Origin of the sequence: Sphingopyxis sp. (genome assembly GCF_035944815.1) — a bacterium.
GTDB lineage: Bacteria > Pseudomonadota > Alphaproteobacteria > Sphingomonadales > Sphingomonadaceae > Sphingopyxis.
This window is the reverse complement of record NZ_DASZAU010000013.1, coordinates 244,862-270,327: the sequence shown is the minus strand read 5'-3', so window position 1 is coordinate 270,327 and position 25,466 is coordinate 244,862. Positions and strand designations below refer to the sequence as shown.

The 25,466-nt window shown below is 65.7% G+C and carries 28 protein-coding genes; 18 read left to right on the top strand and 10 right to left on the bottom strand.

Annotation, left to right across the window (positions count from 1 at the left end; genetic code table 11):
• Genes VGU00_RS18745 through VGU00_RS18720 form a run of 6 tightly spaced genes read left to right on the top strand, consistent with a single transcriptional unit; the run spans position 1 to position 4,647 of the window.
• Complete coding sequence (locus VGU00_RS18745; protein WP_327471247.1) at positions 1–270, top strand: flagellar biosynthetic protein FliQ; 270 nt, start codon at positions 1–3, stop codon at positions 268–270.
• A 7-nt stretch (positions 271–277) separates the two neighbouring features.
• A complete protein-coding gene (gene fliR, locus VGU00_RS18740; RefSeq protein ID WP_327471245.1) occupies positions 278–1,057 on the top strand; it encodes a flagellar biosynthetic protein FliR in 780 nt (259 codons plus the stop codon).
• Between the two features lie 3 nt (positions 1,058–1,060).
• Positions 1,061–2,200, top strand: a complete 1,140-nt coding sequence (locus VGU00_RS18735; RefSeq protein ID WP_327471243.1) for a flagellar type III secretion system protein FlhB — start codon at positions 1,061–1,063, stop codon at positions 2,198–2,200.
• 43 nt (positions 2,201–2,243) lie between these two features.
• Positions 2,244–3,614: a flagellar filament capping protein FliD gene (gene fliD, locus VGU00_RS18730; protein ID WP_327471241.1), complete on the top strand. Its 1,371-nt coding sequence runs from the start codon at positions 2,244–2,246 to the stop codon at positions 3,612–3,614.
• Positions 3,615–3,639: 25 nt separating this feature from the next.
• Positions 3,640–4,029, top strand: a complete 390-nt coding sequence (gene fliS, locus VGU00_RS18725) for a flagellar protein FliS (protein ID WP_327471240.1) — start codon at positions 3,640–3,642, stop codon at positions 4,027–4,029.
• A gap of 51 nt (positions 4,030–4,080) precedes the next feature.
• Complete coding sequence (locus tag VGU00_RS18720; protein ID WP_327471238.1) at positions 4,081–4,647, top strand: septal ring lytic transglycosylase RlpA family protein; 567 nt, start codon at positions 4,081–4,083, stop codon at positions 4,645–4,647.
• Here the strand turns inward: VGU00_RS18720 and VGU00_RS18715 are convergent, their stop codons facing one another.
• A complete protein-coding gene (locus VGU00_RS18715) occupies positions 4,648–4,791 on the bottom strand; it encodes a hypothetical protein (RefSeq protein WP_327471236.1) in 144 nt (47 codons plus the stop codon).
• 144 nt (positions 4,792–4,935) lie between these two features.
• Here VGU00_RS18715 and VGU00_RS18710 point away from each other — a divergent pair, with 144 nt between their 5' ends.
• On the top strand, positions 4,936–5,409 hold the full coding sequence (locus VGU00_RS18710) for an Lrp/AsnC family transcriptional regulator (RefSeq protein ID WP_327471234.1): 474 nt from the start codon (positions 4,936–4,938) through the stop codon (positions 5,407–5,409).
• 121 nt (positions 5,410–5,530) lie between these two features.
• Here the strand turns inward: VGU00_RS18710 and rpmG are convergent, their stop codons facing one another.
• The 9 genes from rpmG to VGU00_RS18665 all read right to left on the bottom strand — a co-directional run bounded on the left by rpmG (position 5,531) and on the right by VGU00_RS18665 (position 13,482).
• Entirely contained in the window at positions 5,531–5,698 is a 168-nt protein-coding gene (gene rpmG, locus VGU00_RS18705) for a 50S ribosomal protein L33 (RefSeq protein WP_003042331.1), read from the bottom strand.
• Positions 5,699–5,913: 215 nt separating this feature from the next.
• Positions 5,914–6,645: an energy transducer TonB gene (locus VGU00_RS18700; RefSeq protein ID WP_327471232.1), complete on the bottom strand. Its 732-nt coding sequence runs from the start codon at positions 6,643–6,645 to the stop codon at positions 5,914–5,916.
• A 142-nt stretch (positions 6,646–6,787) separates the two neighbouring features.
• A complete protein-coding gene (gene gltX, locus VGU00_RS18695) occupies positions 6,788–8,098 on the bottom strand; it encodes a glutamate--tRNA ligase (protein WP_327471230.1) in 1,311 nt (436 codons plus the stop codon).
• 55 nt (positions 8,099–8,153) lie between these two features.
• Positions 8,154–9,083, bottom strand: coding sequence for a tetratricopeptide repeat protein (locus VGU00_RS18690; protein WP_327471228.1), 930 nt, complete (start codon positions 9,081–9,083; stop codon positions 8,154–8,156).
• Positions 9,080–9,421: a hypothetical protein gene (locus VGU00_RS18685; protein ID WP_327471226.1), complete on the bottom strand. Its 342-nt coding sequence runs from the start codon at positions 9,419–9,421 to the stop codon at positions 9,080–9,082. Before VGU00_RS18685 ends, VGU00_RS18690 begins: the two co-directional genes overlap by 4 nt.
• A 56-nt stretch (positions 9,422–9,477) precedes the next feature.
• Positions 9,478–10,833, bottom strand: a complete 1,356-nt coding sequence (locus VGU00_RS18680) for an ATP-binding protein (protein ID WP_327471224.1) — start codon at positions 10,831–10,833, stop codon at positions 9,478–9,480.
• Positions 10,830–11,258 carry a DoxX family protein gene (locus VGU00_RS18675; RefSeq protein WP_327471222.1) on the bottom strand — a complete coding sequence of 143 codons (429 nt, stop codon included), beginning with the start codon at positions 11,256–11,258 and terminating at the stop codon, positions 10,830–10,832. Before VGU00_RS18675 ends, VGU00_RS18680 begins: the two co-directional genes overlap by 4 nt.
• A 20-nt stretch (positions 11,259–11,278) precedes the next feature.
• A complete protein-coding gene (locus VGU00_RS18670) occupies positions 11,279–12,952 on the bottom strand; it encodes an NAD+ synthase (protein ID WP_327471220.1) in 1,674 nt (557 codons plus the stop codon).
• Between the two features lie 32 nt (positions 12,953–12,984).
• Positions 12,985–13,482 (bottom strand): DUF2306 domain-containing protein, encoded by a 498-nt coding sequence (locus VGU00_RS18665; RefSeq protein WP_327471218.1) that lies wholly within the window; start codon positions 13,480–13,482, stop codon positions 12,985–12,987.
• A 158-nt stretch (positions 13,483–13,640) separates the two neighbouring features.
• Between VGU00_RS18665 and VGU00_RS18660 the strand changes: the two genes are divergently transcribed.
• From VGU00_RS18660 to VGU00_RS18610, 11 genes are all read left to right on the top strand, one after another.
• Positions 13,641–14,408, top strand: coding sequence for a LytTR family DNA-binding domain-containing protein (locus VGU00_RS18660; RefSeq protein ID WP_327471216.1), 768 nt, complete (start codon positions 13,641–13,643; stop codon positions 14,406–14,408).
• A gap of 73 nt (positions 14,409–14,481) precedes the next feature.
• Positions 14,482–15,417: a ribose-phosphate pyrophosphokinase gene (locus tag VGU00_RS18655; protein ID WP_327471214.1), complete on the top strand. Its 936-nt coding sequence runs from the start codon at positions 14,482–14,484 to the stop codon at positions 15,415–15,417.
• 139 nt (positions 15,418–15,556) lie between these two features.
• The gene (locus tag VGU00_RS18650) at positions 15,557–17,101 is read left to right on the top strand and encodes a phospholipase D family protein (protein WP_327471212.1); all 1,545 of its coding nucleotides are present in this window, start codon (positions 15,557–15,559) and stop codon (positions 17,099–17,101) included.
• 80 nt (positions 17,102–17,181) lie between these two features.
• Entirely contained in the window at positions 17,182–17,961 is a 780-nt protein-coding gene (gene hisN, locus VGU00_RS18645; protein WP_327471210.1) for a histidinol-phosphatase, read from the top strand.
• Between the two features lie 16 nt (positions 17,962–17,977).
• Complete coding sequence (locus VGU00_RS18640) at positions 17,978–18,328, top strand: GFA family protein (protein WP_327471208.1); 351 nt, start codon at positions 17,978–17,980, stop codon at positions 18,326–18,328.
• 117 nt (positions 18,329–18,445) lie between these two features.
• Positions 18,446–18,649 carry a 50S ribosomal protein L35 gene (gene rpmI, locus VGU00_RS18635; protein WP_037555449.1) on the top strand — a complete coding sequence of 68 codons (204 nt, stop codon included), beginning with the start codon at positions 18,446–18,448 and terminating at the stop codon, positions 18,647–18,649.
• A 13-nt stretch (positions 18,650–18,662) separates the two neighbouring features.
• Complete coding sequence (gene rplT, locus VGU00_RS18630; RefSeq protein ID WP_327471206.1) at positions 18,663–19,028, top strand: 50S ribosomal protein L20; 366 nt, start codon at positions 18,663–18,665, stop codon at positions 19,026–19,028.
• A 395-nt stretch (positions 19,029–19,423) separates the two neighbouring features.
• Positions 19,424–20,326 (top strand): helix-turn-helix domain-containing protein, encoded by a 903-nt coding sequence (locus VGU00_RS18625; protein ID WP_327471204.1) that lies wholly within the window; start codon positions 19,424–19,426, stop codon positions 20,324–20,326.
• A 172-nt stretch (positions 20,327–20,498) separates the two neighbouring features.
• Positions 20,499–21,563, top strand: a complete 1,065-nt coding sequence (pheS, locus tag VGU00_RS18620) for a phenylalanine--tRNA ligase subunit alpha (protein WP_414713590.1) — start codon at positions 20,499–20,501, stop codon at positions 21,561–21,563.
• On the top strand, positions 21,560–23,947 hold the full coding sequence (gene pheT, locus VGU00_RS18615; RefSeq protein ID WP_327471200.1) for a phenylalanine--tRNA ligase subunit beta: 2,388 nt from the start codon (positions 21,560–21,562) through the stop codon (positions 23,945–23,947). Before pheS ends, pheT begins: the two co-directional genes overlap by 4 nt.
• A 416-nt stretch (positions 23,948–24,363) precedes the next feature.
• Positions 24,364–25,323 carry an alpha/beta hydrolase gene (locus VGU00_RS18610; protein ID WP_327471199.1) on the top strand — a complete coding sequence of 320 codons (960 nt, stop codon included), beginning with the start codon at positions 24,364–24,366 and terminating at the stop codon, positions 25,321–25,323.
• The last annotated feature ends 143 nt before the right edge of the window (positions 25,324–25,466 follow it).

Below are 25,466 nucleotides of genomic sequence, written 5' to 3'. Positions count from 1 at the left end.
ATGGAAGCCGACTATTTCATCGGGGTGGCACAGCAGTCGCTGTGGATTCTCGCGCTCGCGTCGGCGCCGCTGCTGATCCCGGTGCTCGTCATCGGCGTTCTGCTCGGCATGGTGCAGGCGGCAACGTCGATCAACGAGCAAACGCTGACTTTCGTGCCCAAGCTGATCGTCGCGGCGGTCTGCCTCGCGATCTTCGGCGGCAGCATCCTCGTCCTGCTCACCGATTTCACCCGCGAAATCTTCTCGCAAATCCCGGCGCTCGTCCGATAGGACGCCGATGAATCCGGCCGACATCCCGAATATCGAAGCGATGCTCCAGCTGTGGATGCTGGGCATGATCCGCCCCGGCGCCGCGTTCATCGCCGCGCCGGTGTTCGGCGCGTCGAACGTGCCGGTCCAGCTTCGGCTCGTCATCGCGCTTGCCGTTGGCGTGCCCGCGGTCGCCGCGTCGGGCATGACGCTGCCCCCCGAAGGCATTGTCTCGGTCCCCGGCTTCCTGATGGTGATCGGCGAAGTCGTGATCGGCCTTGCGATCGGCTTTGTCCTCCAGATGGGCCTTGCTGCCGCGCTCATCGCGGGCGAAGCGATCAGCAATGCAATGGGCCTCGGCTTCGCGTCGATGGTCGATCCGCTGAGCGGCCAGTCGAGCTCGGCGATCGGCCAGTTCCTGTCGATGCTGGCAACCGCGCTCTTCCTTGCTGCCGACGGCCATCTTGTCCTGATCGACATCATCGTCGGGAGCTATGACGCTCTGCCGCCCGGCGGCGCCTTCCCCTCGTTCGAGGCGATCGGCGGCCTGCTGCGGTTCGGCAGCCTGATGTTCGCCGCGGGCCTGACCATCGCGATGCCGGTCGGCTTCGTCCTGATCCTCGTCCAGGTCATCATGGGCGTGATCGGCCGCTCGGCTCCCGCGCTCAACCTGTTCGCCGTCGGCATCCCCGCAACCTTGCTCGCAGGGATCGTGCTGCTTGGCGTCGCAACGCCCGCGATGGCCGAAGCGATCGCGCGCATCCTGTCGGACGCGCTCGACGCGGCACGCGCAGTCGCGGGGATCTGATCGATGGCGGGAACGACCGAAAAGGACCAGAAAACCGAACAGCCGACGGCGAAGAAACTCGCCGATTCGGCGCGCGAAGGCGATGTGCTGATGTCGCGCGAACTGGCGACCGCCCTGATGATGCTCGCCGCGGCGGGCTGGATGATCGCAGCGGGTGGCTGGTTCGTCCAGTCGGCGAGCGACCTCGTCCGCCGCGGGCTGACGCTGACCGCCGCCGATGTCGCCGATTTTGCGCCGGGCGAAGCCGTGATGCGCAACGGCATCGAAATCCTGCTGCCGCTCGCCAGCCTGTTCGCGCTTGCACTGGGTGCGGCCATTGCCGGTCCCGCCTTGCTCGGGTCCTTCGGCTGGCGCGGCAAGGCGCTGCACTTCAAAGGCAACCGTTTGAACCCGATGAGCGGCCTCAAACGAATGTTCGGGCTGCAAGGCGCCACCGAACTCGGCAAGGCGCTGGCCAAGGTCCTGTTGCTCGGGATGATCGGTTACTGGCTGGTCGCGCGCAGCCTGCCCGCGATCATGGGCATGGCATCGACCGACCTGATGGCGGCGATCGGCCTTGCCGGAAAATCGATCGGCCACGCGATGCTGGTGCTTGCCGGCGGGCTGGTCGTCATCGCGCTGATCGACGTGCCGACGCAATGGTTCCAGCGCAACAAGCGGCTGATGATGAGCAAACAGGAAGTGAAGGAAGAAATGCGCGAATCCGACGGTGCGCCTGAACTCAAGCAGGCCCAGCGCCAGCGCGCGCACGACATATTGAGCGGTTCGGCACGCAAGGCGGTGTCCGATGCCACTGTCGTCCTCACCAACCCGACCCATTTCTCAGTCGCGCTGCGCTATCGCCCCGGGGTCGATGCCGCCCCTGTGGTGGTCGCGCGCGGCCGCGGCGATGTCGCCTTGTCGATCCGCGAACTGGCGCGCGGCGCGAGCGTCCCGATCCTCGAATATCCGCAGCTGGCCCGCGCCATCTATTTCACCGCGCGCGCGGGCCGGGTGATCCCCGAAGAATTGTTCGTCGCGGTCGCCACGGTACTTGCCTTCGTCTTCCAGCTCGAACGCGCGGCGGCGGACGGGATTGCCCAGCCCGCCGTCGATGTGCCGCCGTCGCATCACTTCGATCCCGAGGGGCGCCGTCAGGCTTAATCTTCCGCGCGCGCCGCCGTTAAGCAGTGCGAAGGATATTGCCATGGTCAGCTCAATCGCCAACAGCCTCGGCTTCGGGTCGGGTATCGACATCAAGCAGCTGGTCACCGACCTGTCGAATGCCTCGCGCGATCCCAAGGTCGCACGCATGGCCGAATTGACGCAGGCCAACCAGACGCGGATCAGCGCCCTCGCGCAGGCGCGCGCCGATCTCGACGGATTTGCCGATTCGCTTGGCCAGATGGTCGCCGACGGCACGCTTCGCAGTACGCCGACGGTATCCGACGACAGCATCCTCGGCGCTACCAGCCGCGCGGGCCTCTCGGCCGACAGCTTTGCCGCGACCGTCGTCGTGAATCAGCTCGCACGCGCACAGACCAGCTATTCGGGTGTCGTCGCCGACAAGGCGGCCGCAATCGGTGCCGGAACCATGACGCTGACCGTCGGCGGCGTTGCCAAGACGATCACCATCGGCGCGGCGAACAACAGTCTCGACGGCCTTGCCAACGCAATCAACGCGAGCGGCGCCGGCGTGACCGCGTCGATCATCGCCGATGAGGGCGGCCACCGGCTGATCCTGAAAGGCCCGACGGGCGACGCCGGGGCTTTCACCCTGACCGCCGATGCCGGTGCCGATCCGGGGCTCGCGGCCTTTGCCACAGACAGCGGGATGACGCAGGGGCAGAGCGCGGCCAATGCCGAATTCACGATCGACGGCATCGCGTTCAGCCGCGCGACGAATATCGTCGACGACGTCGTGCCCGGCATGTCGCTGACGCTGAAAAAAGCGGCCCCCGGCCAGCCCGTCGACATCGGCGCAAGCCGCCCGCTCGACATGATCAAACAGACTGTGGGCGATTTCGTCGCAGTCTATAACCAGCTCAAGAAAAGCCTTGTCGCGGCATCGAAAATGTCGGGTCCGACCACGTCGCTCCGCGAACTCGAACGCGAGCTTTCGGGCCTGCTTCACAAAGTCGTTTCAAGCCACGGAAGCATCAACAAGCTGTCCGATATCGGCGTGACATCGACCAAGGACGGACTGCTCGCCGTCGACAATGCCAAACTCGACAAGGTCCTGGCCGCCGATGCGGGTGCGGTCGAGGCGCTGTTCAACCCGCGTCGCGACGCTACCCACACCGAACAGAGTGACCCCGGCATCGCCTTCGCGCTCGACGCGATCCGCGACAAGGCGGTCGGCGCCAATGGCGCGATCGACCGCGTGTCGAGATCGCTGACCGAAAAAAAGGAAAATCTTGCCGAGCAGCTCGAGAAGATCGAGGAGCGCGAGGACGCGTACAAGAAGCGGCTAGAGAAACAATATGGCTCGCTCGAGGCCCGGCTCGCGTCGTTCAAGGCGACGCAGACCTATCTCGAACAGCAGATCAAGCTCTGGACGAACCAGGGTAACGACTAACAGCTAGAGCTTGGGGACCTCCGCCGTGACCGCCACCGCTTCGACCGTCCGGGCGACCGGACTCTATCGCCGCTTGCAGCATGAAAGCCGCGCCGCCGCCGCCGACCCTGTCGAGCTGGTAACGATGCTTTATGACGAACTGGAAACCGCCATCGGCGTTCTCGCCGCGATGGTCCGGCAGGGGCAGCGCATTTCGGCGACCGAGCCCGCGCACCGCGCGCGCGCAATCCTGATCGGGCTCGACGCCGGGCTCGATCGCGACAAGGGCGGCGACGTCGCAACGGCGCTGTCGCGCGTCTATCGCAGTATGCGCCGCAAACTCGACGATGCCGTCGCAGCGAACAGCGCCGAAGCTCTGACCGAACTGCTCGAAGGTGTGTTGACGATCAGCGGCGCCTGGCGCCAGCTTCGCTGACGCGCCGATGCCGGGCTTTATCCTGGCGCATTCCCGTTCTAGGGTCCCGAAATGGCGGGAAATTCCACGGTCCGTTTTGCAAGCGCCGGTGCGGCGCTGCTGATGCTTTCAGCTTGCGCGGGGAGCAATTTCCGGCCGGTCAGCGATACGCCGGTGCGCATCGGTCCAGCCTATTCGATCCGCGGCATGACCTATGTTCCTGCGGCTGCCCCCGCCTATGACGCGGTGGGGTATGCCAGCTGGTATGGAAGCGAATCGGGCAATCGCACCGCCAATGGCGAGCAATTTCGTCCCGGCTGGGTGACCGCCGCGCACACCACGCTGCCGCTTCCGACCTATGTCGAGGTGACGGCACTCGACACCGGCCGGCGCATCATCGTGCGCGTCAACGATCGCGGGCCGTTCGCGCAGGGCCGGATCATCGACCTGTCGCGCGGCGCCGCCGAGGAGCTCGGCATCAAGGCGCAGGGACATGCCCCGGTGCGCGTGCGCCGCATCGAACCGTCGGAAAAGGATCGCGAACGGCTTCGCAAGGGCAAGCCGGCCGGCGGTCTGAACCCCGTGCCCGCGCGCGAACTGGAGCGGCTGCGCGCGCAGCTCGGCGTCCGCCTGCGTTAGCTATGCGGGCTTGCGCTCTGCACCCGCGCGCTGCCGGTCGCGCCAGGGCGCGGCATAGTGGATGGCAACCGCTGCCGCCGATGCCTCGACAATCGCGGTCCACCAACGGCCGGGGCGCCGCGCTTCATTGTGCAGGATCATCATTTGTCTCCTTGCCGGGGCCGGTCGGGAAGAGAAGGAGAGATTGGCCCGGACGCGATATCGTTACGCCAGCGGGCGCGACGATTGGCGCTAAAATTGGCCGTGGAAGCGACCAATTTTAGCGCTATTATGCCAACGATGCGAAAAATGACCGATCTTGACGAGTTCGACCGCCGGTTGCTGGCGCTGGTCCGGCAGGACAATCTCGTTCCCGCGCGAATCCTTGCCGAAAAAATCGGCCTCTCGCTGTCCGCGGTGCTGCGACGACTTCGACGCCTGCGCGAGGAGAAGATCATCGTCGCCGACATCGCGATCGTCGATCCCGCACTGACCGGATCGGCGCTGACGATGCATGTACTCGTCCAGATGCAGCAAGCAGGACCGCAGACCATGGACGCTTTCGCGCGGCAGATCGCGCGCCACCCCGAAGTGACGGGTGCGTGGGATGTCACCGGCGACGACGATTTCCTGCTGAAGGTTCAGATCGGGTCGATGGAAGATTATGACGCCTTCACCCGCCGCGCGCTGGGTGAGGACAAGGGGGTTCATTCGTTCAAGACGATGATCACGATCCGCAACATCATAGAAAATGATATCGCGCGGCGACCGCTGCGCGACTGACGTAAATAGCAAGCACGAAAAAGGGCGGCACAGATAGCCGCCCTTCTGATCGTCCGAATCCCCGCCGTCGCGAGGATGACATATCGCCGGTCCGTTCAGCGTCGCCGAACGGATCGATAGGTCACTTGATCTTGGCTTCCTTGAACTCGACGTGCTTGCGCGCACGCGGGTCGTACTTCCGCACCGACATCTTTTCGGTCATCGTGCGCGGGTTCTTTTTCGTCACATAGAAAAAGCCCGTGTCGGCGGTGCTCACCAGCTTGATCTTGACGGTCGTCGGCTTGGCCATGGCCCTGTTCCTCGAAGTAACTGCACATCCGCCGGAGGTCCGACCGATGCGGCGGGACTATGGGCCCCGACGTTGGTGTGAAAAACATAGAGGGCCGCGCGCGTGGCGCCGCCCCCGATATCCGGGCGCCTTTGGCGGGATTCGGCCTTTCTGTCAAGCGAAAGGAACGGGCGGGCGGTGGGAAACCGCCCGCCGTAGCCGATCCCGATCGCCGGTCAGCCGTTCCGTATCTGGAAATGGACGGTCATCACCTTCCAGCTTTCCTCCGCCACGCCGCCGCGCGTCGCCGGTTTGAAGCGCCATTTGGCGAGCGCCCGCTTTTTGGTTTCCTCGAAGAAGCCCTGGCTGTCGGTGCTGATCAGCTCGACCGCCTTGACGCGCCCGTCGGTGCCGACCAGCACGCGGACCTTCGCGCGCCCCTCGATCTCGCGCCGCTGTTCGCTGGGCGGGTATTCGGGCTGGAACGTGCCCGCGAAACGCGGGTCGAGTTCGGCGATCACGAGCGGCGGCTTCGCCGGCGGAAGCGGCGGGTCGGCAACGACCGACGGGCCGCTTCCGGTCCCGGCAGGCGGGACATAGGGCGGGAGTGGCGGCGCTTCGGGCGGATCCTGCGCGATCGGCGGCAGGGGGCTTTCCGGCGCCGTGAACGAAGTCTGTTGCGGCTGCGACTGTGGCTTGGGATCGGGCTGCGGCTCGGGCGGCTTCGGCAGCGTCAGCGACGTCCACGGCGGGGTCTCGGTCGTGGGTGTTTTCACCACGATCATCGGCGAAAGCGCGACGGCGGCGACAAGCGCGACCGGCAGCCCGACCGCGAACAATGCCGCGACCGGATGGCGGCCGTCGTTCGCGCCATAGCTGTTGCGCGGCAAAGGCCCCGATGGCCCGTCGTGCGCGGTCGTTGCCTTGGGCGCGGTCATAATCGCTGAAATCAAGGGAATCAGGGTCATGGCATCTCTCCTTGCCTGCGACCCGGCCGTGCGGCGTTCTGACCGTCGAAATCGGCCAGGTCAGAGCAACGTGATATTATAACATAACTACCCTTGTCAAGCGCAACAGTAAGCAAATATCGGCGATGGCCGAAGGAAAGGGCTAGGCGGCGTTCAGCCGCGCCACCGCCTGATCTTTGGAGATCAGCGGCAGCAATTCGGCCATGTCGGGACCGTGGTCACGACCGGTCAGGGCACGACGCAGCGGCAGAAAAAGCGCGCGCCCTTTCGCGCCGGTCGCCTCCTTCGCCGCGCCGGTAAGGGCGTGCCACGGGTCTTTGGCCCAATCGACATCGGGTACGGCGCCAGCGGCGGCAGCGAGCACCGCGCGATCACCATCGGCGGCGGCGGGCGGCGCAAAGGGGCCATCGAACACCGCTACCCAGTCGGCGGCTTCGGCGACCGTCGCAAGATTCGGGCGAATCGCATCCCATCGGGCGGCGGTGATCGCGGCGGGCAAGCGATCGGCGACCGCGGCATGATCCGTATTATGCAATATCTTCTGGTTGAGCAACGCCAGCTCGGCTTCATCGAAGCGCGCCGGCGCGCGGCCGAAGCGCGCGAAATCGATTCCGTCGATCAACGGCGCGGCGTCGGTCACCGGTTCGACCGGATCGCTGGTGCCGAGCCGCGCCAGCAGCGCGACGAGCGCGGCCGGTTCGATCCCTTCTTCGCGCAGGCTCGCCATGCCGAGCGAGCCGAGGCGTTTCGAGAGCTTGCCTTCGGTCCCGACAAGCAGCGCTTCATGCGCAAATTCGGGCGGCGTCGCACCCAATGCCTCGAACATCTGGATTTGCGCGGCGGTGTTCGACACATGATCTTCGCCGCGCACGACATGGGTTATCCCCATCGCGATGTCGTCGATCACGCTCGGCAACAGGTACAGCCAGCTACCGTCGGCGCGGCGCACCACCGGGTCGGACATCGTCTTCGGCTCGAAATGCTGGGCCCCGCGGACCATGTCGGTCCACTCGATCGGCGCGTCATGGTCGAGCCGGAAACGCCAGTGCGGCGCGACGCCTTCGGGCGCCGGCGCGCCTTCGGGTTTGCGCTCATAAACCGGCGGCAGACTGCGCGAGAGCAATATTTTGCGGCGGATATCGAGCTCTTCGGGCGTCTCGTAGCAGGCGTAGACGCGCCCCGCCGCCTTCAGTTTTTCAAACTCGGCCTCGTACAGAGCAAAGCGCGCTGACTGCCGCTCTTCGCCGTCCACATCGAGCCCGAGCCAGCCGAGGTCGGCGCGAATGCCCTCGACATATTCTTCTTTCGACCGTTCGCGATCGGTATCGTCGATGCGCAGGAGGAAGCGCCCGCCATGCTTCCTCGCCCACAGCCAGTTGTGGAGCGCGGTGCGGACATTGCCGACGTGGAGCGTGCCGGTCGGCGAGGGGGCGAAACGGGTCGTGACGGTCATGGGCCGCGCCTATAGCCTCATCGGTCGCCAAATGGCGACGGGATTCGGTACAGCCTCAATAGCCGGCGCGCAGCGCGACCTGCCGCCGCTCACGATCGACCAGCCATCGAATGAGTTGCTCATTGAGATAAATACCGAGACCGAGCGCGAGATAGGCGGCGATGAACAGCCAGGAGAGCGCTTCGGGCAATCCCGTCCGCTCGAAGGTCGTAAGCGTCGCGAGATAGAGAAAATAGACGAGGCCGATCAGGATCAGCCGGCGGCTTTCGCGCATCGTCGTCAGATAGCGGACGATGTGCCAGAACAGGCCGCCGATCGGGTTCGCCGCCAGCTTGACCGACACGATCAGGTTGAGGGCTTCGCGGTCCATCGGATCGATCGCGAGTGCCTGCAGCGCGAGATCGAGGGCAGCTTCATGATCACCGGCATCGCGGCGGGCATAGCCGAGCAGCACGAAGCTCGGCTGATAGCCGGGATCGCGCGCGATCAGGTCGCCGGCAATCTCTTCTACCGTCGCGCGGTCGCGCCGGTCGCGCGCGAGCCAACCCCGCTCGACAAGCGCATCGAGCGAGGCAGGATCGATCACAAGCGCGGTATCGATCGCCCCGCCCGCCTCGTCCAGCCGGCCTTCGATACGGAGGATTTGCGCTTTCAGTGCCAACGCGCCGACCGACAGCGGGTCCACCCCCAAAAGATGTTCGATCCGATCGAGCGCCAGCGCGGTGCGCCCCTCGAAATAGGCGGTCAGCGCGAGCACGAGCATCGCGTCGGTCGCTTCCGGATCGAGCCGCAAAGCCTCGCGTGCTTCGGCTGTCGCTGCGGTCATCCGCCGCGCCCCGAACAACGCCTGCGCGAGACCCGCATGCGCATGAGGCAGCAGGGGATCCTCGCTCAATATGTCGCGCCATATTTCGATCGCCGCATCGTAATGCCCGAGATTCGACAGGTGGCGCGCCCGGGCGGTAGCGGCAGCGATCGAGATCATCGATTTGCCGCCAGCCGGCGCAAGTCCATCGTCCGCTGCTGATCGCTCAGCACCTTGAGCAGCGGAAAAACGAATGCCGCGAGTATGAAATCGGCGAGATAGTCGTTGGCCAGATCGCCGATGAGTCCCGCCCGCAAGGCCACGACGCGCGCGATCCCGCCCGCCAGCAGAATGAACAGCGCGACGCAGGTCAGGATCAGGTCGCGCCATTTGTGATTACCGTTGACGAGGAAACCGTTGACCGCCGGAAGCAGCGCAAACAGCAACGACGTCGAGAGCGTCAGATAAATGGTCAGCGGCAAGAGAAAGAAGGGTGGGATAACGATCTTCGCCCACATCGGCCGCTGCGGCTCATCGGGAATCTGGTAACGGTTGTCGAACCGGACGCGCGACGTCATTTGCCATATTTCTTCAGAAACTCGGCCACTTCGTCATATTGTCCGCCGCTGTTGCCATATTTGGTGAAATTGCGCGCGGTCGTCAGCCATTCTGCGGTCGTCGCCTTCACCTCGCGGAGCGCCTCGGCGAAATGGTCGCGGCCGATCGGCCGTTCGGCGCCGTCGGTCACCGATTCTTCGATGGCATAGTCGGCAGCCGTATCGACCAGATTCTGCAGGTCGGCGCCCGAATAGCCTGCGGTTTCGCCAACGATTCGGTCAAGATCGAGATCGAATGCGACCGGACGTCCGTCGAGCTGGAGCCGTAATATCTCACGCCGCGCATCGCGATCGGGCGGCGGCACGAACAGCAGCCGGTCGAAACGCCCCGATCGGCGAAAGGCAGCGTCGACCGCCCAGGGCATATTGGTTGCGGCGAGGATCAGCACGCCCTGGTTGTTCTGCGCAAAACCGTCGAGTTCGGCGAGGAAGGTCGAGATAACGCCGATCTCGTGCTGGGTCGACTGGTGCCCGCGCTTGCCCGCCAGCGCTTCGATCTCGTCGAAGAACAATACGGCGGGCGTGTCGCGCCGCGCATCCTCGAAAATCGCCGCGAGCTTGCGCTCGGGTTCGCCGACATATTTGTCGAGCACGTCGGTCACCGGGACGTTGATGAAACGCGCGCCGCATTCGCCCGCGGTCGCCCGCGCCAGCAGCGTCTTGCCGCAACCCGGCGGGCCATAGAGCAGAACGCCGCCACCCGCCTTTCGCCGGAAGCGCGCGAACAGCGCGGGCTTCTGAAAGGGCGCGATGATGCGCCGGTGGATCTGCTTCTTGACCGCGTCATGTCCGCCCACGTCGGCGAAGCCCATGCGGCCCGCCTCGACATAGGAGAGGCGCGCCTGATCGACCTCTGAGACATCGAGCGCGCTCCGCGCAGGTCCCCCGCCGGCGATACGGTTGAAAGCGAGGATGTTGCCGGGCGCGGCATCGGGCGTCTCGGCCCGCGCTTCGTCGATCTCTTCCGCAAGCGCCGGAATCTCCAGCGCCGGATTCGCCGCAACCGCCGCGCGGTAGCGCGCCTCGGCTTCCTCGAAGCGACCGAGAGCGACCAGCGCGCGCACCTCTTCGGCGAGCGCCACATCGACCCCGGCGGCAAAACGGAGCGCAGTCGCCGCGTCGGCGTCGGCGAGCGCGGCCGCCGCGAAGCGCTGGCGACCGACATGTTCGATTCCGGCCGGGTCAATCGCCGCCGCAAGCGCAAACAACGCGGCACGCGCGACCGCATCCTCGGCTAGGTCGAGCGCAGGAACCAGCAGGCGCGCGTCTCCCCCAGCCTTGAGCACCCCGAGCAGCGATTCGAACGGCGTCATTCACTATCCTTTCCGGCAGCCCGCACTGGCCACCATGCCCATGCGATAGCCAGCAAGGACGCGATCAGCAGCACGCTATATTCGACGCCATTGCGTCCCGCGCCCACGACGAACCAGCCCGCAGGCAGGTGGACGAGAATCATCCCGAGGGTGAGGATCGCCGCGTGCCCCAGCGCGGCAAGGCTGGTCCAGCGGCGCGCCAGCATCAGCGCCGGTCCGACGAGTTCATAGAGGGTCACTGCCATCGCCCAGCCATAGCCGAAGGGGAAACCGAGGCTGTCGAGCCAGGCGCCAAATGGTTCGACGAGGCCCATGCCCAGCCTGTAGGCGCCATGGATCAGGATCAACAGCGCGACGACGATCCGCAGCGCTTCCAACGCAATCGCCGCACGCGCGGGCGCGACCCTCTGTCCGATCAATGCCATACCGCCCCCATTTCCTGCGCCTATCCCGTGCGAAACCCGTGTGTGATCGGGTAGCGCCGGTCGCGCCCGAAATTGCGCGTCGACAACTTGACCCCCGGCGGTGCCTGTCGGCGCTTATATTCGGCGAGCATCAGCAGCCGCTCGATCCGGACGACCGAATCACGATCGAAGCCATAGCGCGCAACCACATCGTCGACGCTCGCTTCCTCCTCGACGAGCATGTGGAGCATGCGGTCGAGATCGACATAGGGCGGCAGGCTGTCCTCGTCCTTCTGGTCGGGACGCAGCTCGGCGCTCGGCGGCTTGGTGATGATCGTATCGGGCATCACCGGCGTCACCGGGTTGCGCGACAGGCGCGGTACATTTTCGTTGCGCCATTTCGCGACGGCGAAGACGGTCATCTTGTAGGCATCCTTCAGCGGATTATAGCCGCCCGCCATATCGCCATAGATGGTCGCATAGCCGACGCTCATCTCGCTTTTGTTGCCGGTCGTCAGCAGCATCGGCCCGAATTTGTTGCTGAGCGCCATCAAAGTCACGCCGCGAATGCGCGACTGGACATTCTCTTCGGTGATGTCGACGTCCCTGTCGGCGAAACTGCCCGCAAGCATCGTATCGAACGCCTCTACCGCCGGAATGATCGGGATCGTGTCGAGCTTGCACCCGATCATCGTCGCGCAGCCTGCGGCATCGTCGAGGCTCGACTGGCTGGTGAAGCGGCTCGGCAGCATCACGCACCAAACCTTGTCGGGTCCGAGTGCGTCGGCGGCGATCGCGGCACAGATCGCCGAATCGATCCCGCCCGACAGGCCGAGCACGACACCCGGAAAACGGTTACGCTCGACATAGTCGCGCAAGCTGAGGATCATCGCGCTGTAGATATCGGCAGGATGCGCTTCCCATTCGGCGATCGCCCCGGCATCGCACGTCCAGCCGGCCTCGCCCTTCATCCACCGCGTGACCCGCTCCTCCGCCTCCCAGTCGGTCAGCCGGTGCGCGGTCGACCCGTCGCCGTTGAGCACGAACGAGCAGCCGTCGAAGACCAGCTCGTCCTGCCCGCCGATGCGGTTGAGGAAGATGAGCGGCAGCCCGGTTTCGGCGACGCGGCTCGCAAAGACCTGGCTGAGCCGGCGGTCGTCCTTGTCGATCTCATAGGGACTGCCGTTGACCGAGATCAGCAGCTCGGCGCCCTGCGCCGTCAGATGCTGGCACACCTTCGGCAGCCAGCCGTCCTCGCAAATCGGCAGGCCGAGCTTCACCCCGCGCCATTCGACGACATCGGGAAGCGGGCCGGACACAAAAATGCGCTTCTCGTCGAATGTGCCGTAATTGGGCAGCTCATGCTTGCGACGCGTCGCGACGATCCGGCCGCCGTCGAGCAGCGCGACGATATTATAGAGGTCGATGCCCCCTTGTTCATTCTCGGCGCGCTCGACCGATCCCACGAGCATTGCCGGGCCGCCATCCGCGGTTTCGGCCGCCAGTCCCTCGAGCAGCTTCGCGGCTCGCTCGGCAAGCGCCGGCTTGAGCACCAGATCCTCGGGCGGATATCCGATCAGCTGGAATTCGGGAAAGAGGATAAGATCGGCATCCTTGTGCCGCGCCCGCACAGCGCGCATCGCGTCGGCGTTGGCGGCAAGGTCGCCGACGATCTGTGTCATTTGCGAAAGGATGATGGAGAGCTGCTCTGTCATGCAAGCGGTTTAGGCCCAACCGCCCGTCGCGTTCAACCGAAGAGAAAGGTCCAAAGCGTCCGTCCGGGTGCGATCGCGAAAAAACCCGCGGCGATCAGCCCGAAAAAGACCCCGCGCATCGTCTTCAGGTGACGGTCGATCTGCCGCGTCCTTGCGAACCAGATCGCGCGCGGCAGCTGGACGAGCGTCAGCACCGAGAAAATGTGGATCGGGCCGATGCCGCCGGTCAATGTGCGAATCCAGAAGCTGTCGATCGCGGTGACGAGCATGAGCAAAACCCAGACGCGCCCGCCGATACGATGCGCGGCATCGCCTTTCAAAGGGCGCCAGAGCAGCCAGGCACCGAGCGGGAGCGCAGGCAACACGGTTGCGAGATGTACCCATATCGCCCACGCCGGCGTGCGGTAGGTCGATGGCTCTCCCCAAAACAGCCGGACGAGTATCGCAACCCCCGTGACGCCTGCGATCAGGAGGACGGTGAGTGCGATACGGCGGACGAGAGCGGGCGCGGCGCCGGGAAATATGGTCATGGTTGTTCCTGTTTCTGGCGACATGGTGTCGGATGCCCCTTCCCCTGGCCGGCGCCGGTTCGCCGGCAAGCCCGACTTCGTGCAGGCGGTGGATTCCTTCGCAAAGCAGGCACGCCTGCCTATTGACGCTTCGTGAAATGGCACGCAGAAGCGCCGGCATGGCCAAACGTATCGCGATCGAATTGCTGGCGATGATGGCGCTCGGCCTCCTCATCGGGGTGCTGGGTCCTTTCGGTACCTTTGCCATGCCGACCGCGGAGCGCATGGCGATCTGGGTGCTGTGGCTGCTCGCGGGCTACGCCGTCTTTCGCCCCGCCGGGGTCGTCGCGCGTTGGTTGTGCGAAGCGACCGGCTTGCCCGAACCGGCCGGCACCGCGATGGCGCTGGGGACCGGAAGCTTTACCTTGACGTTCGTCATCGCGACGATGTCGATGGGCGTCGGCTTTCCCGGGGTGCTGCGCTGGGCCGGCTTCTGGTGGCTCTGCTTCTATATCCTGCTCATCTGCGGCGTCGTCACAGTCGCGATGCGGGTCCTGTTCCGGCGGGACGACGCGGGGCCGTCTGCGCCGCACGCCGAAACCATGCCCCCGCCAGCCGCGACATATAGCTCCGATCCGCCGGCGTTGCCATCGCTTCCCCTGCCGCAAGGATTCGGGGAAGTACGCGCGCTCAAGGGAGAAGATCATTATGTCCGCGTCGTCGGCGAGGCGCGCGAAGAACTGATCCTGATGCGCCTGCGCGACGCGATCGAGCGGCTCGGCGAGGCCGACGGATTGCGAGTCCATCGCAGCTGGTGGGTCGCAAAAGACGCCGTCGCATCGGTGCGCCGCGACGGCCGGACCGCCGTCATCACGCTGGCCGGAGGCCACGAGGTTCCGGTCGCGCGCGACATGATGCCGCAATTGCGCGCCGCGGGGTGGCTTTAGGGCCTTCCCCTCGCGGCCTGCGCTGGCTAAGGGGGCGCGCAATCCCAACCCGCGCGAAAGGGCCTTGCACCCCATGAAACTCATCTCCGGCAACAGCAACCTGCCGCTGGCCCGTGCGATCGCGGACTATCTTGAGCTGCCGCTGACCGACACCAGCGTGCGCCGCTTCGCCGACGAAGAGGTCTTCGTCGAAATCCATGAGAATGTCCGCGGTCAGGATGTGTTCGTCGTCCAGCCGACGAATTTTCCCGCGAACGACAATCTTATGGAATTGCTGATCATCAACGACGCGCTGCGCCGCGCCTCCGCGAAGCGCATCACCGCGGTCGTTCCCTATTTCGGCTATGCCCGTCAGGACCGGAAGCCCGGCCCGCGCACGCCGATCTCGGCCAAGCTCGTCGCGAACCTGATCACCACCTCGGGCGCCGACCGCGTGCTCGCGATCGACCTGCACGCCGGGCAGATCCAGGGCTTTTTCGACATCCCGACCGACAATCTCTATGCCGCGCCGGTGATGAGCGCCGACATTCAGGCGCGCTTCGGCGACAAGAACCTGATGGTCGTCTCACCCGACGTCGGCGGCGTTGTGCGCGCCCGCGCGCTCGCCAAGCGCCTCGACAACGCGCCGCTGGCGATCGTCGACAAGCGGCGCGAACGCGCCGGCGAATCCGAAGTGATGAACATCATCGGCGATGTGAAGGGCCGCTTCTGCATCCTGATCGATGATATCGTCGACTCCGCCGGCACACTCTGCAACGCCGCCGCCGCGCTCAAGGCTGCCGGCGCCGAGGGCGTCGTCGCTTATTGTACCCACGGCGTCCTGTCGGGTGGCGCCGTGGCGCGCGTCGATGCAAGCGAACTGACCGAACTCGTCATCACCGATTCGATCCAGCCGACCGACGCGGTCAACGACAGCGGCAAGGTCCGCGCGCTTACCGTTGCGCCGCTTCTTGGCGAAGCGATCAAGCGCATCGCCGACGAAACAAGCGTCTCGTCGCTTTTCGACTGAGGCGCATCAATCCATTGCCTTGCGGCCGCTTTCCGCCCAGTCTCTGCCCCGGACACGACTAGCGGGGCTCGGTGCGGGTGAATGAGGACAGACATTGCCTGAACCGGGACATCCGCGCCGGCGGCGGCTCCTGCGGCGCTTGCTGACCTCGCTCATCTTCCTCGCCGGCTGCTTTGCACTGCTCGCCCTCGCGCTCTGGGCAGCCTTCCCGCTCCCGTCGCTCGACGGACGACGCGCGAGCACAGCTTTGGCCGGGCAGGATACGCGGATCGCCGCGGCGATCGCGCCGGTCGCGGCGCGGCATCCGGGGACAAGCGGGATTTATCTGCTCCCCGACGCGCTCGACGCCTTTGCCGCGCGAGTCGAGATGATCCGCACCGCCGAACGCTCGGTCGACCTGCAATATTATATCTGGAACAACGACTTGTCGGGCCGCATCCTGCTGTCCGAACTGGTCCGGGCGGCCGACCGCGGCGTGCGCGTGCGGCTGCTCATCGACGACAATACTACTGCGGGCCTCGACCCGATGCTGGCGGGCGCCAATGCGCATCCCGGCATCGAGGTGCGGCTGTTCAATCCGCTGACCTTGCGGCGCGTCCGGGCGGCTAATTATCTCTTCGCCTTTCCGCGACTCAACCGGCGGATGCACAACAAGTCGCTGACGATCGACGGCGCGGTGACGATCGTCGGCGGTCGCAACGTCGGCGACGAATATTTCGGCGCCGAACAGGACGGCCTGTTCATCGACATGGACGCGCTGGCGATCGGCGCGGTCTTGCCCGACGTGTCGGCGCAGTTCGACCGTTACTGGAACAGCCGCTCGGCCTATCCCGCCGAACTGCTGATCGCCGCCGATCGCGCGAAGCCGATGGCGATATTGCGCGATCCGCCCGAATCGAACAGCACACGCGGGCAGCAATATCGCGAAGCGATCGCCGCGACCGCCTTCATCCGCGATGCCATGGCCCAGACGCTGAACTGGCAATGGACCGAAGTCAGGCTGTTCAGCGACGATCCCGCGAAAGCCTTGGGAGCCGAACCGCCCGAATCGCTACTCATCAACCGGCTGAAACCGGTGATCGCGGGTGCCGAGGGCAGCTTCGATCTTGTTTCGGGCTATTTCGTGCCCGCAGGATCGGGCACCGAGTTGCTGACCGGCCTTGCCCGGCGCGGCGTCGACACGCTGGTCGTGACCAACAGCTTTGCGGTCACCGATGTCCCGCTCGTCCATGCAGGCTATGTCAAGAAGCGCCAACCCCTGCTCGAAGCAGGGGTACAATTGTTCGAAGTCCGGCCGGGCGCGGGCGGGCGCAGCGAGGACCCTTCGCATAGCGCGACACGTTTCAGCGGTGGCGGCGAAAGCCTGCATGCCAAGACCTTTGTCGTCGACCGCCGGCTGCTGTTCGTCGGGTCGTTCAACTTCGATCCGCGTTCAGCCGAGCTCAATTGCGAAATGGGTTTCCTGATCGACAGCCCCTATCTGTCAGGGCTGGTCGCCGACGGCCTGCGCGAACGGTTGCCCGAGCACAGCTATGCCGTCGCCCTGTCGCCGGAGGGCGAGTTGCAATGGGGCGATACGGGAGGCGGGCGGCGGGGCGTCCTGACCACCGAACCCGGCACCACGGCGGGGAACCGAACCGCCGTCTGGCTGCTTTCGCATTTGCCGATCGACTGGCTGCTCTAAGGTCAGGACCTTGGGGGCAGCCCCTAGCCTCGTGCCCAAATGCGTGGCATTGGCCCGTCATCACACCTGCCGGAGACCCCATGCGCGCTGAAGACATCGCCCTCGCCAACCGCCTTGCCGATGCCGCCGGCGAAGCGATCCGTCCGCTCTTTCGCGCCGCTTACACGCATGAAGCGAAGGCCGACGCCTCACCCGTCACCGAGGCCGACCGCGCCGCCGAGGCCGCGATGCGCCGCCTGCTCGATGCCGAGGCGCCGCGCGACGGGATCATCGGAGAGGAATATGGCGCCGAGCGCGCCGACGCATCGCGCCAGTGGGTGCTCGACCCGATCGACGGCACGGTCAGTTTCATGGCCGGCCGGCCGATCTTCGGCACCCTGATCGCGCTGCTGCAGGACGGCTGGCCGGTGCTCGGTATTATCGACCAGCCGATCGCGGGCGAGCGCTGGGTCGGCGCCCTAGGGCAGCCGACGCTGTTCAACGGCCAACCGGCCCGCACGCGCAGCTGCCGCAACCTGTCCGATGCCGTGCTCGCGACGACCGGACCGCAATATTTCAGCGACCATGACGGCGAACATTTCATGGCGCTGGCGGCAAAGACGTCGCACAAGCGCATGGTCTTCGGCGGCGACTGCTATAATTACGGCCTGCTTGCGAGCGGGCACATCGACCTCGTCGTCGAAGCGGGGCTGAAACTCCACGATTTCGCCGCACTCGCGCCGATCGTCGAGGGCGCAGGCGGGACGATGTGCGACTGGAACGGCGATCCCCTGAGCACCGAGAGCGAAGGCCATGTCATCGCGCTCGGCGATCCCGCGCGGCTCGAGGATGTGATCGAGGAGCTCGCCTGCCACCACTGAACGGAGAGGAACGGACATGGCTTTTGAAGGAAGCTGCCATTGTGGCGCTGTGACCTACAGCGTCGAGGGCGAGATCCCGGACACGGCGATGAGCTGCAATTGCTCGCACTGCCGGCGCAAGGGCTTCCTGCTCGCTTTCGTCCCGCTCGACCAGTTCCGGCTGACCAGCGGCGATGACAAGCTCGAATCCTACCGATTCAACAAGCATAATATCGACCATCAATTCTGCGTCGAATGCGGCTGCCAGGGCTTTTCGGTCGGCACCGGTCCCGATGGATCGAAAATGGCGGCGGTGAACCTGCGCTGCGTGCCCGAAGCCGACCTCGACGCGCTCACGATCCACAAGGTCGACGGCGCGAGCTTTTGATCCCCGAATCGCTTGCATTTCGGCGCGAATCCTCCTAAGCGCGCCGCTTCCGATTGTACCGGCTGGCTGAAAGGGCTGCCAGGCCGATACGCAAACGGACTTCAAAAGGAGACCAAAATGCCCAAGATGAAGACCAAGAGCGGTGTGAAGAAACGCTTCAAATTCACCGCTTCGGGCAAGGTGAAGCACGGCGTTGCCGGCAAGCGCCACCGCCTGATTTCGCATAACTCGAAATATATCCGCACCAACCGCGGCACCAGCGTGCTCAGCGATTCGGACGCGGCCCATGTGCGCCTCTGGGCGCCCTATGGCCTGAAGTAAGGAGCGCTAGACCATGTCACGCATCAAACGCGGCACGACGACGCACGCCAAGCACAAGCGGATTTTGGCGCAGGCGAAAGGCTATTATGGCCGTCGCAAGAATACGATCCGTGTCGCCAAGCAGGCCGTCGAAAAGGCCGGCCAGTACGCTTACCGCGACCGCAAGGTTAAGAAGCGGAGCTTCCGCGCCCTGTGGATCCAGCGCATCAACGCTGCGGTTCGCGCCGAAGGCCTGACCTATTCGCAGTTCATGCACGGCGTGAAGCTGGCCGGGATCGAACTCGACCGGAAGGTCATGGCCGACCTCGCGATGAACGAAGGTGGCGTGTTCACCGCGATCATCGCACAGGCGAAGGCAGCGCTGCCCAAGGCAGCCTGAGCCTGAAGGCTTATCGCTAAAGCAAAAGGGCGGTCCCGATGGGGCCGCCCTTTTTCGTTGGAAGCGCGCGTGTCCGAAACGAAGGGGCGGCCCGAAGCTCTCGCCTCGCGCCGCCCCGACAATGGCTCCGGAGAAACCATCGCCCCCCCGCCCGAACCGAAAAGCCGTGGGTCGCAGAAGCCACCGGCCGGAACGAAGCTTGGAAAATCAGTCGTCTCTTTCAGGTCCCTACCAAATCCCCATCCTTTGGCATCGACACCGCCCTCGCAAGCTCCGCTCCCCCGAGCGGGCAACGCAACTATGGCGCAGTCAGCGAGTATAAAATTGTAAGAACCCGACACAAAATCGCGCAAAAAGCTGTTTTTCATATGCTTCGCGCGCTAGAGCGAGATCGCATGCCGCAACGCGACGCACCTTCCGAACCCCCGTCCAGCGCAAGCGTCTCCACGCGTTTCTTCCCGGTATCGACTGCGCTGCTGCCCTATGTCAGCACGATCTACCTGACCGAGGTCACAGTTCCCCGCGGCGGCCGGGTCGAGGATTATCTGCACCCCGAATGGGCGAATCTGCGTTTTGTCGAAGGTGATCTGCCGCGCGCGGCGATCGGCGGGGGAACGGCGCTCGATGCCCCGCGCTTCATCGCGACCGGACCGACAAGCAAGGCCTGTTACTTCTCCGCCGGCAACATGCGGACATGGGGTATCGGCATCCTGCCGATGGGATGGGCCAAATTCATTCCCCTCGCGGCCGAAGATCTTGCCGACCGCTTTACCGACGGAAACGCGCATCCCGCTTTCACACGCTTTTCGTCCCTCGCCCAGTCGCTGCGGCAGATGAACGACGTCGAGGCGGCGGCTTTGTCGATCGACGACTATTTCTCGAGGCTTCTGGCAGATGCCCCGCCCGACGACCCCGCCATCCTTGCCGCGCATGTCGCGCTGGTCGACGACGACCTGTCGAGCGTCGCCGGCCTCGCGGAAAAACTGTCGATGTCCGAACGGTCGATCGAACGGCTGAGCCATCGCGCGTTCGGTTTTCCGCCCAAATTATTGTTGCGGCGCCAGCGCTTCCTCCGATCGCTGGGCCGCTTCATGCTCGACCCGTCGATGGCGTGGATCGATACGATGGATCATCATTATTATGATCAGGCCCAGTTCACCCGCGACTTCCAGCGCTTCATGGGGATGAGCCCGCGCGACTATGCAGCGCGGCCCAAGCCGATATTGGGCTCGGCCGCTTTCGCCCGCGCCGCGGCCGCCGGGGCGGCGGTTCAGGGCCTGCACAGGCCGGCGGGATAGCGCCGTTTCCCGCCAAGTGGCTTGACCCACGCCGCGTGTTCGGTGCAAGCGGCAGGCGACGGACGGGCGGCCAGCCGCCATATCCTTACAGACACGAAAAACACGCCGGCAGCGCGAATGCCGCCGGAACAGGACAATGACGATGAGCGATATCGAAGCCATCCGGACCCGGATGCTGGGCGAAATTGAAGCGGCCACCGACGCCGGCGCGATCGAGGCGCTGCGTATCGAAGCGCTCGGCAAGGCGGGCAGCATCACCGCGCTGCTCAAGACGCTGGGCGGCATGAACCCGGAGGAGCGGCAGGCACGCGGGCCCGAAATCCACGCCCTGCGCGAAACGGTCACCGCGGCGCTCGCCGAGCGCAAGGCCACGCTCGATGCAGCCGCGCTCGACGTGAAGCTGGCGGCCGAAGCGATCGACATGTCGCTGCCAGCCGACGCAGGCCCGCGCGGGAGCGTCCATCCGGTCAGCCAGGTGATGGACGAACTCGCCGAAATCTTCGCCGACATGGGCTTTGCCGTCGCGACGGGTCCCGAGATCGAGGACGACTGGCGCAACTTCACCGCGCTCAACATTCCCGAGACGCATCCGGCGCGCGCGATGCACGACACCTTCTATTTCCCCGACGCCAATGCCGAGGGCCAGAAGATGCTGCTCCGGACGCACACGTCTCCGGTGCAGATTCGCACGATGATGTCGCAGGAGCCCCCGATCAGGATCATAGCGCCCGGTCGCGTCTATCGCAGCGACAGCGATGCGACGCACACGCCGATGTTCCATCAGGTCGAAGGTCTCGTCATCGATCGCGGCATCCATATGGGCCACCTCAAATGGACGCTCGAAACTTTCCTGAAGGCCTATTTCGAGCGCGACGACATCGTGCTGCGCCTGCGCCCGAGCTACTTCCCCTTCACCGAACCATCGGCGGAGGTCGATGTCGGCTATCGCCATGAAAAGGGCCGCCGCGTCGTCGGCGGCAACGGCGACGACGAAGGCCATGCGTGGATGGAGCTGCTCGGCAGCGGCATGGTCAACCGCCGCGTGATCGCCAATTGCGGGCTCGACCCCGACGAATGGCAGGGCTTTGCCTTCGGCGTCGGCGTCGACCGGCTCGCCATGCTCAAATATGGCATGGACGACCTGCGCGCCTTCTTCGACGGCGACCTGCGCTGGCTGTCGCATTACGGGTTCGGCGCGCTGTCGGTACCCACGCTGAGCGGGGGGATTTCGGCATGAAGATCACCCTCGACTGGCTCCGCGAGCATCTGGGCGGCGACTATGGCGTCACCGATGTGGTCGCGACATTGAACCGCATCGGCCACGAGGTCGAAGGCGTCGAGAATCCGGCCGAGAAACTCACCGGTTTCCGCGTCGCCAAGGTGCTGACCGCCGAAAAGCATCCGCAGGCCGACAAATTGCAGGTACTGACCGTCGACACGGGCGACGGCGCCGCGCCGCTGACCGTCGTCTGCGGTGCGCCCAATGCGCGCGCGGGCCTGGTGGGCGTGCTCGGCCTGCCCGGCGCGGTCGTTCCCGCAAACGGCATGGAGCTGAAGGTCGCCGCCGTCCGCGGGGTCGAATCGAACGGTATGATGTGCTCGACGCGCGAGCTCGAACTCGGCGACGACCATGACGGGATCATCGAGCTTTCCGCCGACGCGCCCATCGGCACCCCCTTTGCCGAATACAGCGGCGCGAACGATCCGGTGGTCGACATTTCGATCACCCCCAACCGGCAGGATTGCATGGGCGTGCGCGGCATCGCGCGCGACCTCGCCGCCGCAGGGCTCGGCACGCTGAAGCCGCTCGACGTCCCGACGATCATCGGCGAGGGCGCACCCGCGACCGAAATCCGCACCGACGATGTCGAAGCCTGCCCCGCCTTCTTCGGCCGCACGATCGGCGGCGTCACCAACGGTACCGCGCCCGAATGGATGCGCCGCCGACTGGAAGCGGTCGGCCAGCGCTCGATCTCGGCGCTTGTCGACATCAGCAATTATGTGATGTTCGACCTTGGCCGCCCCAGCCATATCTATGACCGCGCCAAGCTGAATGGTGCGCTCGTCGCGCGCCGCGCAAAGGACGGCGAGACGGCGGTCGCATTGAACGGCAAGGAATATCGCCTCACCGACACGATGACGGTGATCGCCGACGACAATGAGGTCCACGACATCGCGGGCATCATGGGCGGCGAACATTCGGGATGCAGCGAGACGACGACCGACGTCCTGATCGAGATCGCTTATTTCACCCCCGAACGCATCGCGCTCACCGGGCAGGCGCTCGGCCTGTCGAGCGACGCGCGCAGCCGGTTCGAGCGCGGGGTCGACCCGGCGTTCCTCGACGACGCGACGGCGATCGTCACCGCGCATATCCTGAATATCTGCGGCGGCAATCCGTCAACGGTGACGCGCGCGGGCACGCCGCCCGCCGAAGTGAAGACGATCGATTACGACCCCGCGCTGTCGGCAACGCTCGGCGGGATCGAAATCGCCCCCGAACGGCAGCAGGAGATCCTTGCCTCGCTCGGTTTCGCCATCATCGAACAGGGCAGCCGCTGGCAGGTGTCGGTGCCGAGCTGGCGCCGCGACATGGATGCCGCCCCCGATGTCGTCGAGGAAGTCACGCGCATCACCGGGTTCGACGCGATCGCGTCGGTCGCGCTGCCGCGAACCGACGGCGTCGCCAAACCGACCGCGACCGCCGAACAGCTGACCGAGCGCCGCCTGCGCCGCGCCGCCGCTGCCGCCGGGTTCGACGAAGCCGTGACCTGGTCGTTCATCGGCGAGGCCGAGGCCGCACCTTTCGGCGGCGGCGCGTGGAGCCTCGCCAATCCGATCAGCGAAGAGCTGAAGGTCATGCGCCCGTCGCTGCTGCCCGGCCTGCTCGCCGCGGCGCAGCGCAACCAGAATCGCGGCGCCGACAGCATCCGCCTGTTCGAGATCGGCCGCCGCTATCTGGCCGACGCCGAACATCCGACGCTGGCGATCCTGATGGCGGGCGACAAGCGCGCGCGCGGCTGGCAGGCGGGCAAGGCCGCGCCGTTCGACGCGTTCGACGCCAAGGCCGCAGCGCTGGCGCTGCTCGACGCGGCGGGTGCGCCGGCCGACCGCCTGCAGGTGATGGAAGCCGTCACGACCGGCAATATCTGGCATCCCGGCCAGTCGGCGACATTGCGGCTCGGCCCCAAGGCGGTGCTCGCCGAGTTCGGCGCGCTCCACCCCGCGCTCACCCGCACCTTCGACGTCGATGGCCCGGTGATGGCGGTGCAGATCTTCCTCGATGCGATCCCGGGTAAGCGCGCGAGCGGGCCCGCGCGCGCGGCCTTCACGCCGCCCGCGCTGCAATCGGTGCGCCGCGACTTCGCTTTCCTCGCGCCGACGAGCCTGACCGCCGCCGACCTCGTGCGCGCGATCCGCGGCGCCGACAAGGCAAGCATCGTCGATGCACGCCTCTTCGACCGCTTCGCCGGGCAGGGGGTGCCCGAAGGACAGGTGAGCCTCGCGGTCGAGGTCGAGCTGCAGCCGCTCGAAAAGAGCTTCACCGACGCCGAACTGAAGGCGATCGCCGACAAGGTGGTGGCCGCGGCGGCGAAGGCGGGGGCGACGCTGCGCGGATAAGCCGGCGAAATTCGGCCCTCGCCGGAAAGCCCGGTTGGGGGTGGTTAGTTGCCACTCCCAATATTCGTCATCCCGGACTTGATCCGGGATCCATCGCGGCGCTGAAGGCGTGGACCCCGGATCAAGTCCGGGGTGACGATGATGGATGGGGCAGCTTCCGGTCGCATTCGGACCTTTCTCGCTTCCCGTTCGTGTCGAGCGAAGTCGAGACACCCATCGACTAAGCGCCTGGCCCGAAGGGCATCTCGACTTCGGCCAACAGCCCAAGTCTATCCTGAGCGCCTGCCAAGGCAGTCGAAGGGCTCGATGCGAACGGGGTTGGAGGATTCGACATCCGGAACAGGCCCATGCGGGCTGGAGCATGAAGCGGATTTCATGCATTTTGTTCGGGCAACAGATTCCGGGAGAAATTTGCCATGGACACCCGTCACCTCGTCGACCGCGAGATTGCGCCGATCATCGACCTGTTCCCCCGCGTCGACCTCAATGCGGCGCCGATCGGGCAGATTCGCGCCAGGGCGGCGGAAACCTATTCCTTCCTGCCGCCACCGGCGATCGTGCCCGAAGAGGTGACGATCCCATCGGTTCATGGCGGACCGGACATCATGGCCTTCCTCTATCGTCCGGCGACACGCGATCCCCGCCGCGGAGCGATCCTGCATATTCATGGCGGCGGCATGGTGATGGGTTCGGCACGGCAGATACAGGCCGGACCCGCCGCGCTGGCGATGGCGGCGGGCGTGCCCGTCGTATCGGTCGAATATCGCCTCGCCCCCGAACATCCCTTTCCCGCGCCGCAGGAGGATTGCCATTCGGCGCTAAGCTGGCTCGCGGCGCAGGCCGACGCGCTCGGCTTCGCCCCGGAGCGGATCGTCGTCGCGGGCGAAAGTGCGGGCGGCGGGCTGGCGGCCGCGCTCGCCATCATGGCACGCGACCTTGGCGGGCCGGCGATCGCGGGGCAGCTCCTGACCTATCCGATGCTCGATCATCGGACAGGCAGCGACGCCTGTCCATACGACAACCCCGCGACCGGCGAATTCATTTGGACGCGCGCGAGCAACCGTTTCGGCTGGCGCGCGCTGCGGGGCGACTACAAGGCCGACGACGCGCGGCGCGGCTGGTTTTCGCCGAGCCTCGCCGAGGATCTGTCGAACCTGCCCCCCGCCTATATCGCGACTGGCAGCCTCGACCTCTTCTTCGACGAGAATCTCGACTATGCGCGGCGGCTCGTCGCAGCCGGCGTGCCGGTCGACCTGCACAGCTATGCGGGGGCGATCCACGCGTTCAACGCCATCCCCGATGCCGCGCTGTCGCAGCGGTTCAACGGCGGCATCCTCGCCGCCGCGGCCATGATGACGGGGCCGGGGGACGGATGAACGATAGACGGAGTGTCGGCGTTCGACCGGAAGCGGACGGTCGCCGACGTTCCATTTCCGTCACCCCGGGCTTGACCCGGGGCCTGCCTTGTCTTTGATCCGACGGCGAAAGAAGGAAGGCGGGTCCCGGGTCAAGCCCGGGA

Bases quoted from the DNA above. Each gene is read 5' to 3' on its own strand.
- VGU00_RS18745 (WP_327471247.1), top strand. From the start codon at position 1: ATGGAAGCCGACTATTTCATCGGGGTGGCACAGCAGTCGCTGTGGATT.
- fliR (WP_327471245.1), top strand. From the start codon at position 278: ATGAATCCGGCCGACATCCCGAATATCGAAGCGATGCTCCAGCTGTGG.
- VGU00_RS18735 (WP_327471243.1), top strand. From the start codon at position 1,061: ATGGCGGGAACGACCGAAAAGGACCAGAAAACCGAACAGCCGACGGCG.
- fliD (WP_327471241.1), top strand. From the start codon at position 2,244: ATGGTCAGCTCAATCGCCAACAGCCTCGGCTTCGGGTCGGGTATCGAC.
- VGU00_RS18720 (WP_327471238.1), top strand. From the start codon at position 4,081: ATGGCGGGAAATTCCACGGTCCGTTTTGCAAGCGCCGGTGCGGCGCTG.
- VGU00_RS18715 (WP_327471236.1), bottom strand. From the start codon at position 4,791: ATGATGATCCTGCACAATGAAGCGCGGCGCCCCGGCCGTTGGTGGACC.
- VGU00_RS18710 (WP_327471234.1), top strand. From the start codon at position 4,936: ATGACCGATCTTGACGAGTTCGACCGCCGGTTGCTGGCGCTGGTCCGG.
- rpmG (WP_003042331.1), bottom strand. From the start codon at position 5,698: ATGGCCAAGCCGACGACCGTCAAGATCAAGCTGGTGAGCACCGCCGAC.
- VGU00_RS18700 (WP_327471232.1), bottom strand. From the start codon at position 6,645: ATGACCCTGATTCCCTTGATTTCAGCGATTATGACCGCGCCCAAGGCA.
- gltX (WP_327471230.1), bottom strand. From the start codon at position 8,098: ATGACCGTCACGACCCGTTTCGCCCCCTCGCCGACCGGCACGCTCCAC.
- VGU00_RS18690 (WP_327471228.1), bottom strand. From the start codon at position 9,083: ATGATCTCGATCGCTGCCGCTACCGCCCGGGCGCGCCACCTGTCGAAT.
- VGU00_RS18685 (WP_327471226.1), bottom strand. From the start codon at position 9,421: ATGTGGGCGAAGATCGTTATCCCACCCTTCTTTCTCTTGCCGCTGACC.
- VGU00_RS18680 (WP_327471224.1), bottom strand. From the start codon at position 10,833: ATGACGCCGTTCGAATCGCTGCTCGGGGTGCTCAAGGCTGGGGGAGAC.
- VGU00_RS18675 (WP_327471222.1), bottom strand. From the start codon at position 11,258: ATGGCATTGATCGGACAGAGGGTCGCGCCCGCGCGTGCGGCGATTGCG.
- VGU00_RS18670 (WP_327471220.1), bottom strand. From the start codon at position 12,952: ATGACAGAGCAGCTCTCCATCATCCTTTCGCAAATGACACAGATCGTC.
- VGU00_RS18665 (WP_327471218.1), bottom strand. From the start codon at position 13,482: ATGACCATATTTCCCGGCGCCGCGCCCGCTCTCGTCCGCCGTATCGCA.
- VGU00_RS18660 (WP_327471216.1), top strand. From the start codon at position 13,641: ATGGCCAAACGTATCGCGATCGAATTGCTGGCGATGATGGCGCTCGGC.
- VGU00_RS18655 (WP_327471214.1), top strand. From the start codon at position 14,482: ATGAAACTCATCTCCGGCAACAGCAACCTGCCGCTGGCCCGTGCGATC.
- hisN (WP_327471210.1), top strand. From the start codon at position 17,182: ATGCGCGCTGAAGACATCGCCCTCGCCAACCGCCTTGCCGATGCCGCC.
- VGU00_RS18640 (WP_327471208.1), top strand. From the start codon at position 17,978: ATGGCTTTTGAAGGAAGCTGCCATTGTGGCGCTGTGACCTACAGCGTC.
- rpmI (WP_037555449.1), top strand. From the start codon at position 18,446: ATGCCCAAGATGAAGACCAAGAGCGGTGTGAAGAAACGCTTCAAATTC.
- rplT (WP_327471206.1), top strand. From the start codon at position 18,663: ATGTCACGCATCAAACGCGGCACGACGACGCACGCCAAGCACAAGCGG.
- VGU00_RS18625 (WP_327471204.1), top strand. From the start codon at position 19,424: ATGCCGCAACGCGACGCACCTTCCGAACCCCCGTCCAGCGCAAGCGTC.
- pheS (WP_414713590.1), top strand. From the start codon at position 20,499: ATGCTGGGCGAAATTGAAGCGGCCACCGACGCCGGCGCGATCGAGGCG.
- pheT (WP_327471200.1), top strand. From the start codon at position 21,560: ATGAAGATCACCCTCGACTGGCTCCGCGAGCATCTGGGCGGCGACTAT.
- VGU00_RS18610 (WP_327471199.1), top strand. From the start codon at position 24,364: ATGGACACCCGTCACCTCGTCGACCGCGAGATTGCGCCGATCATCGAC.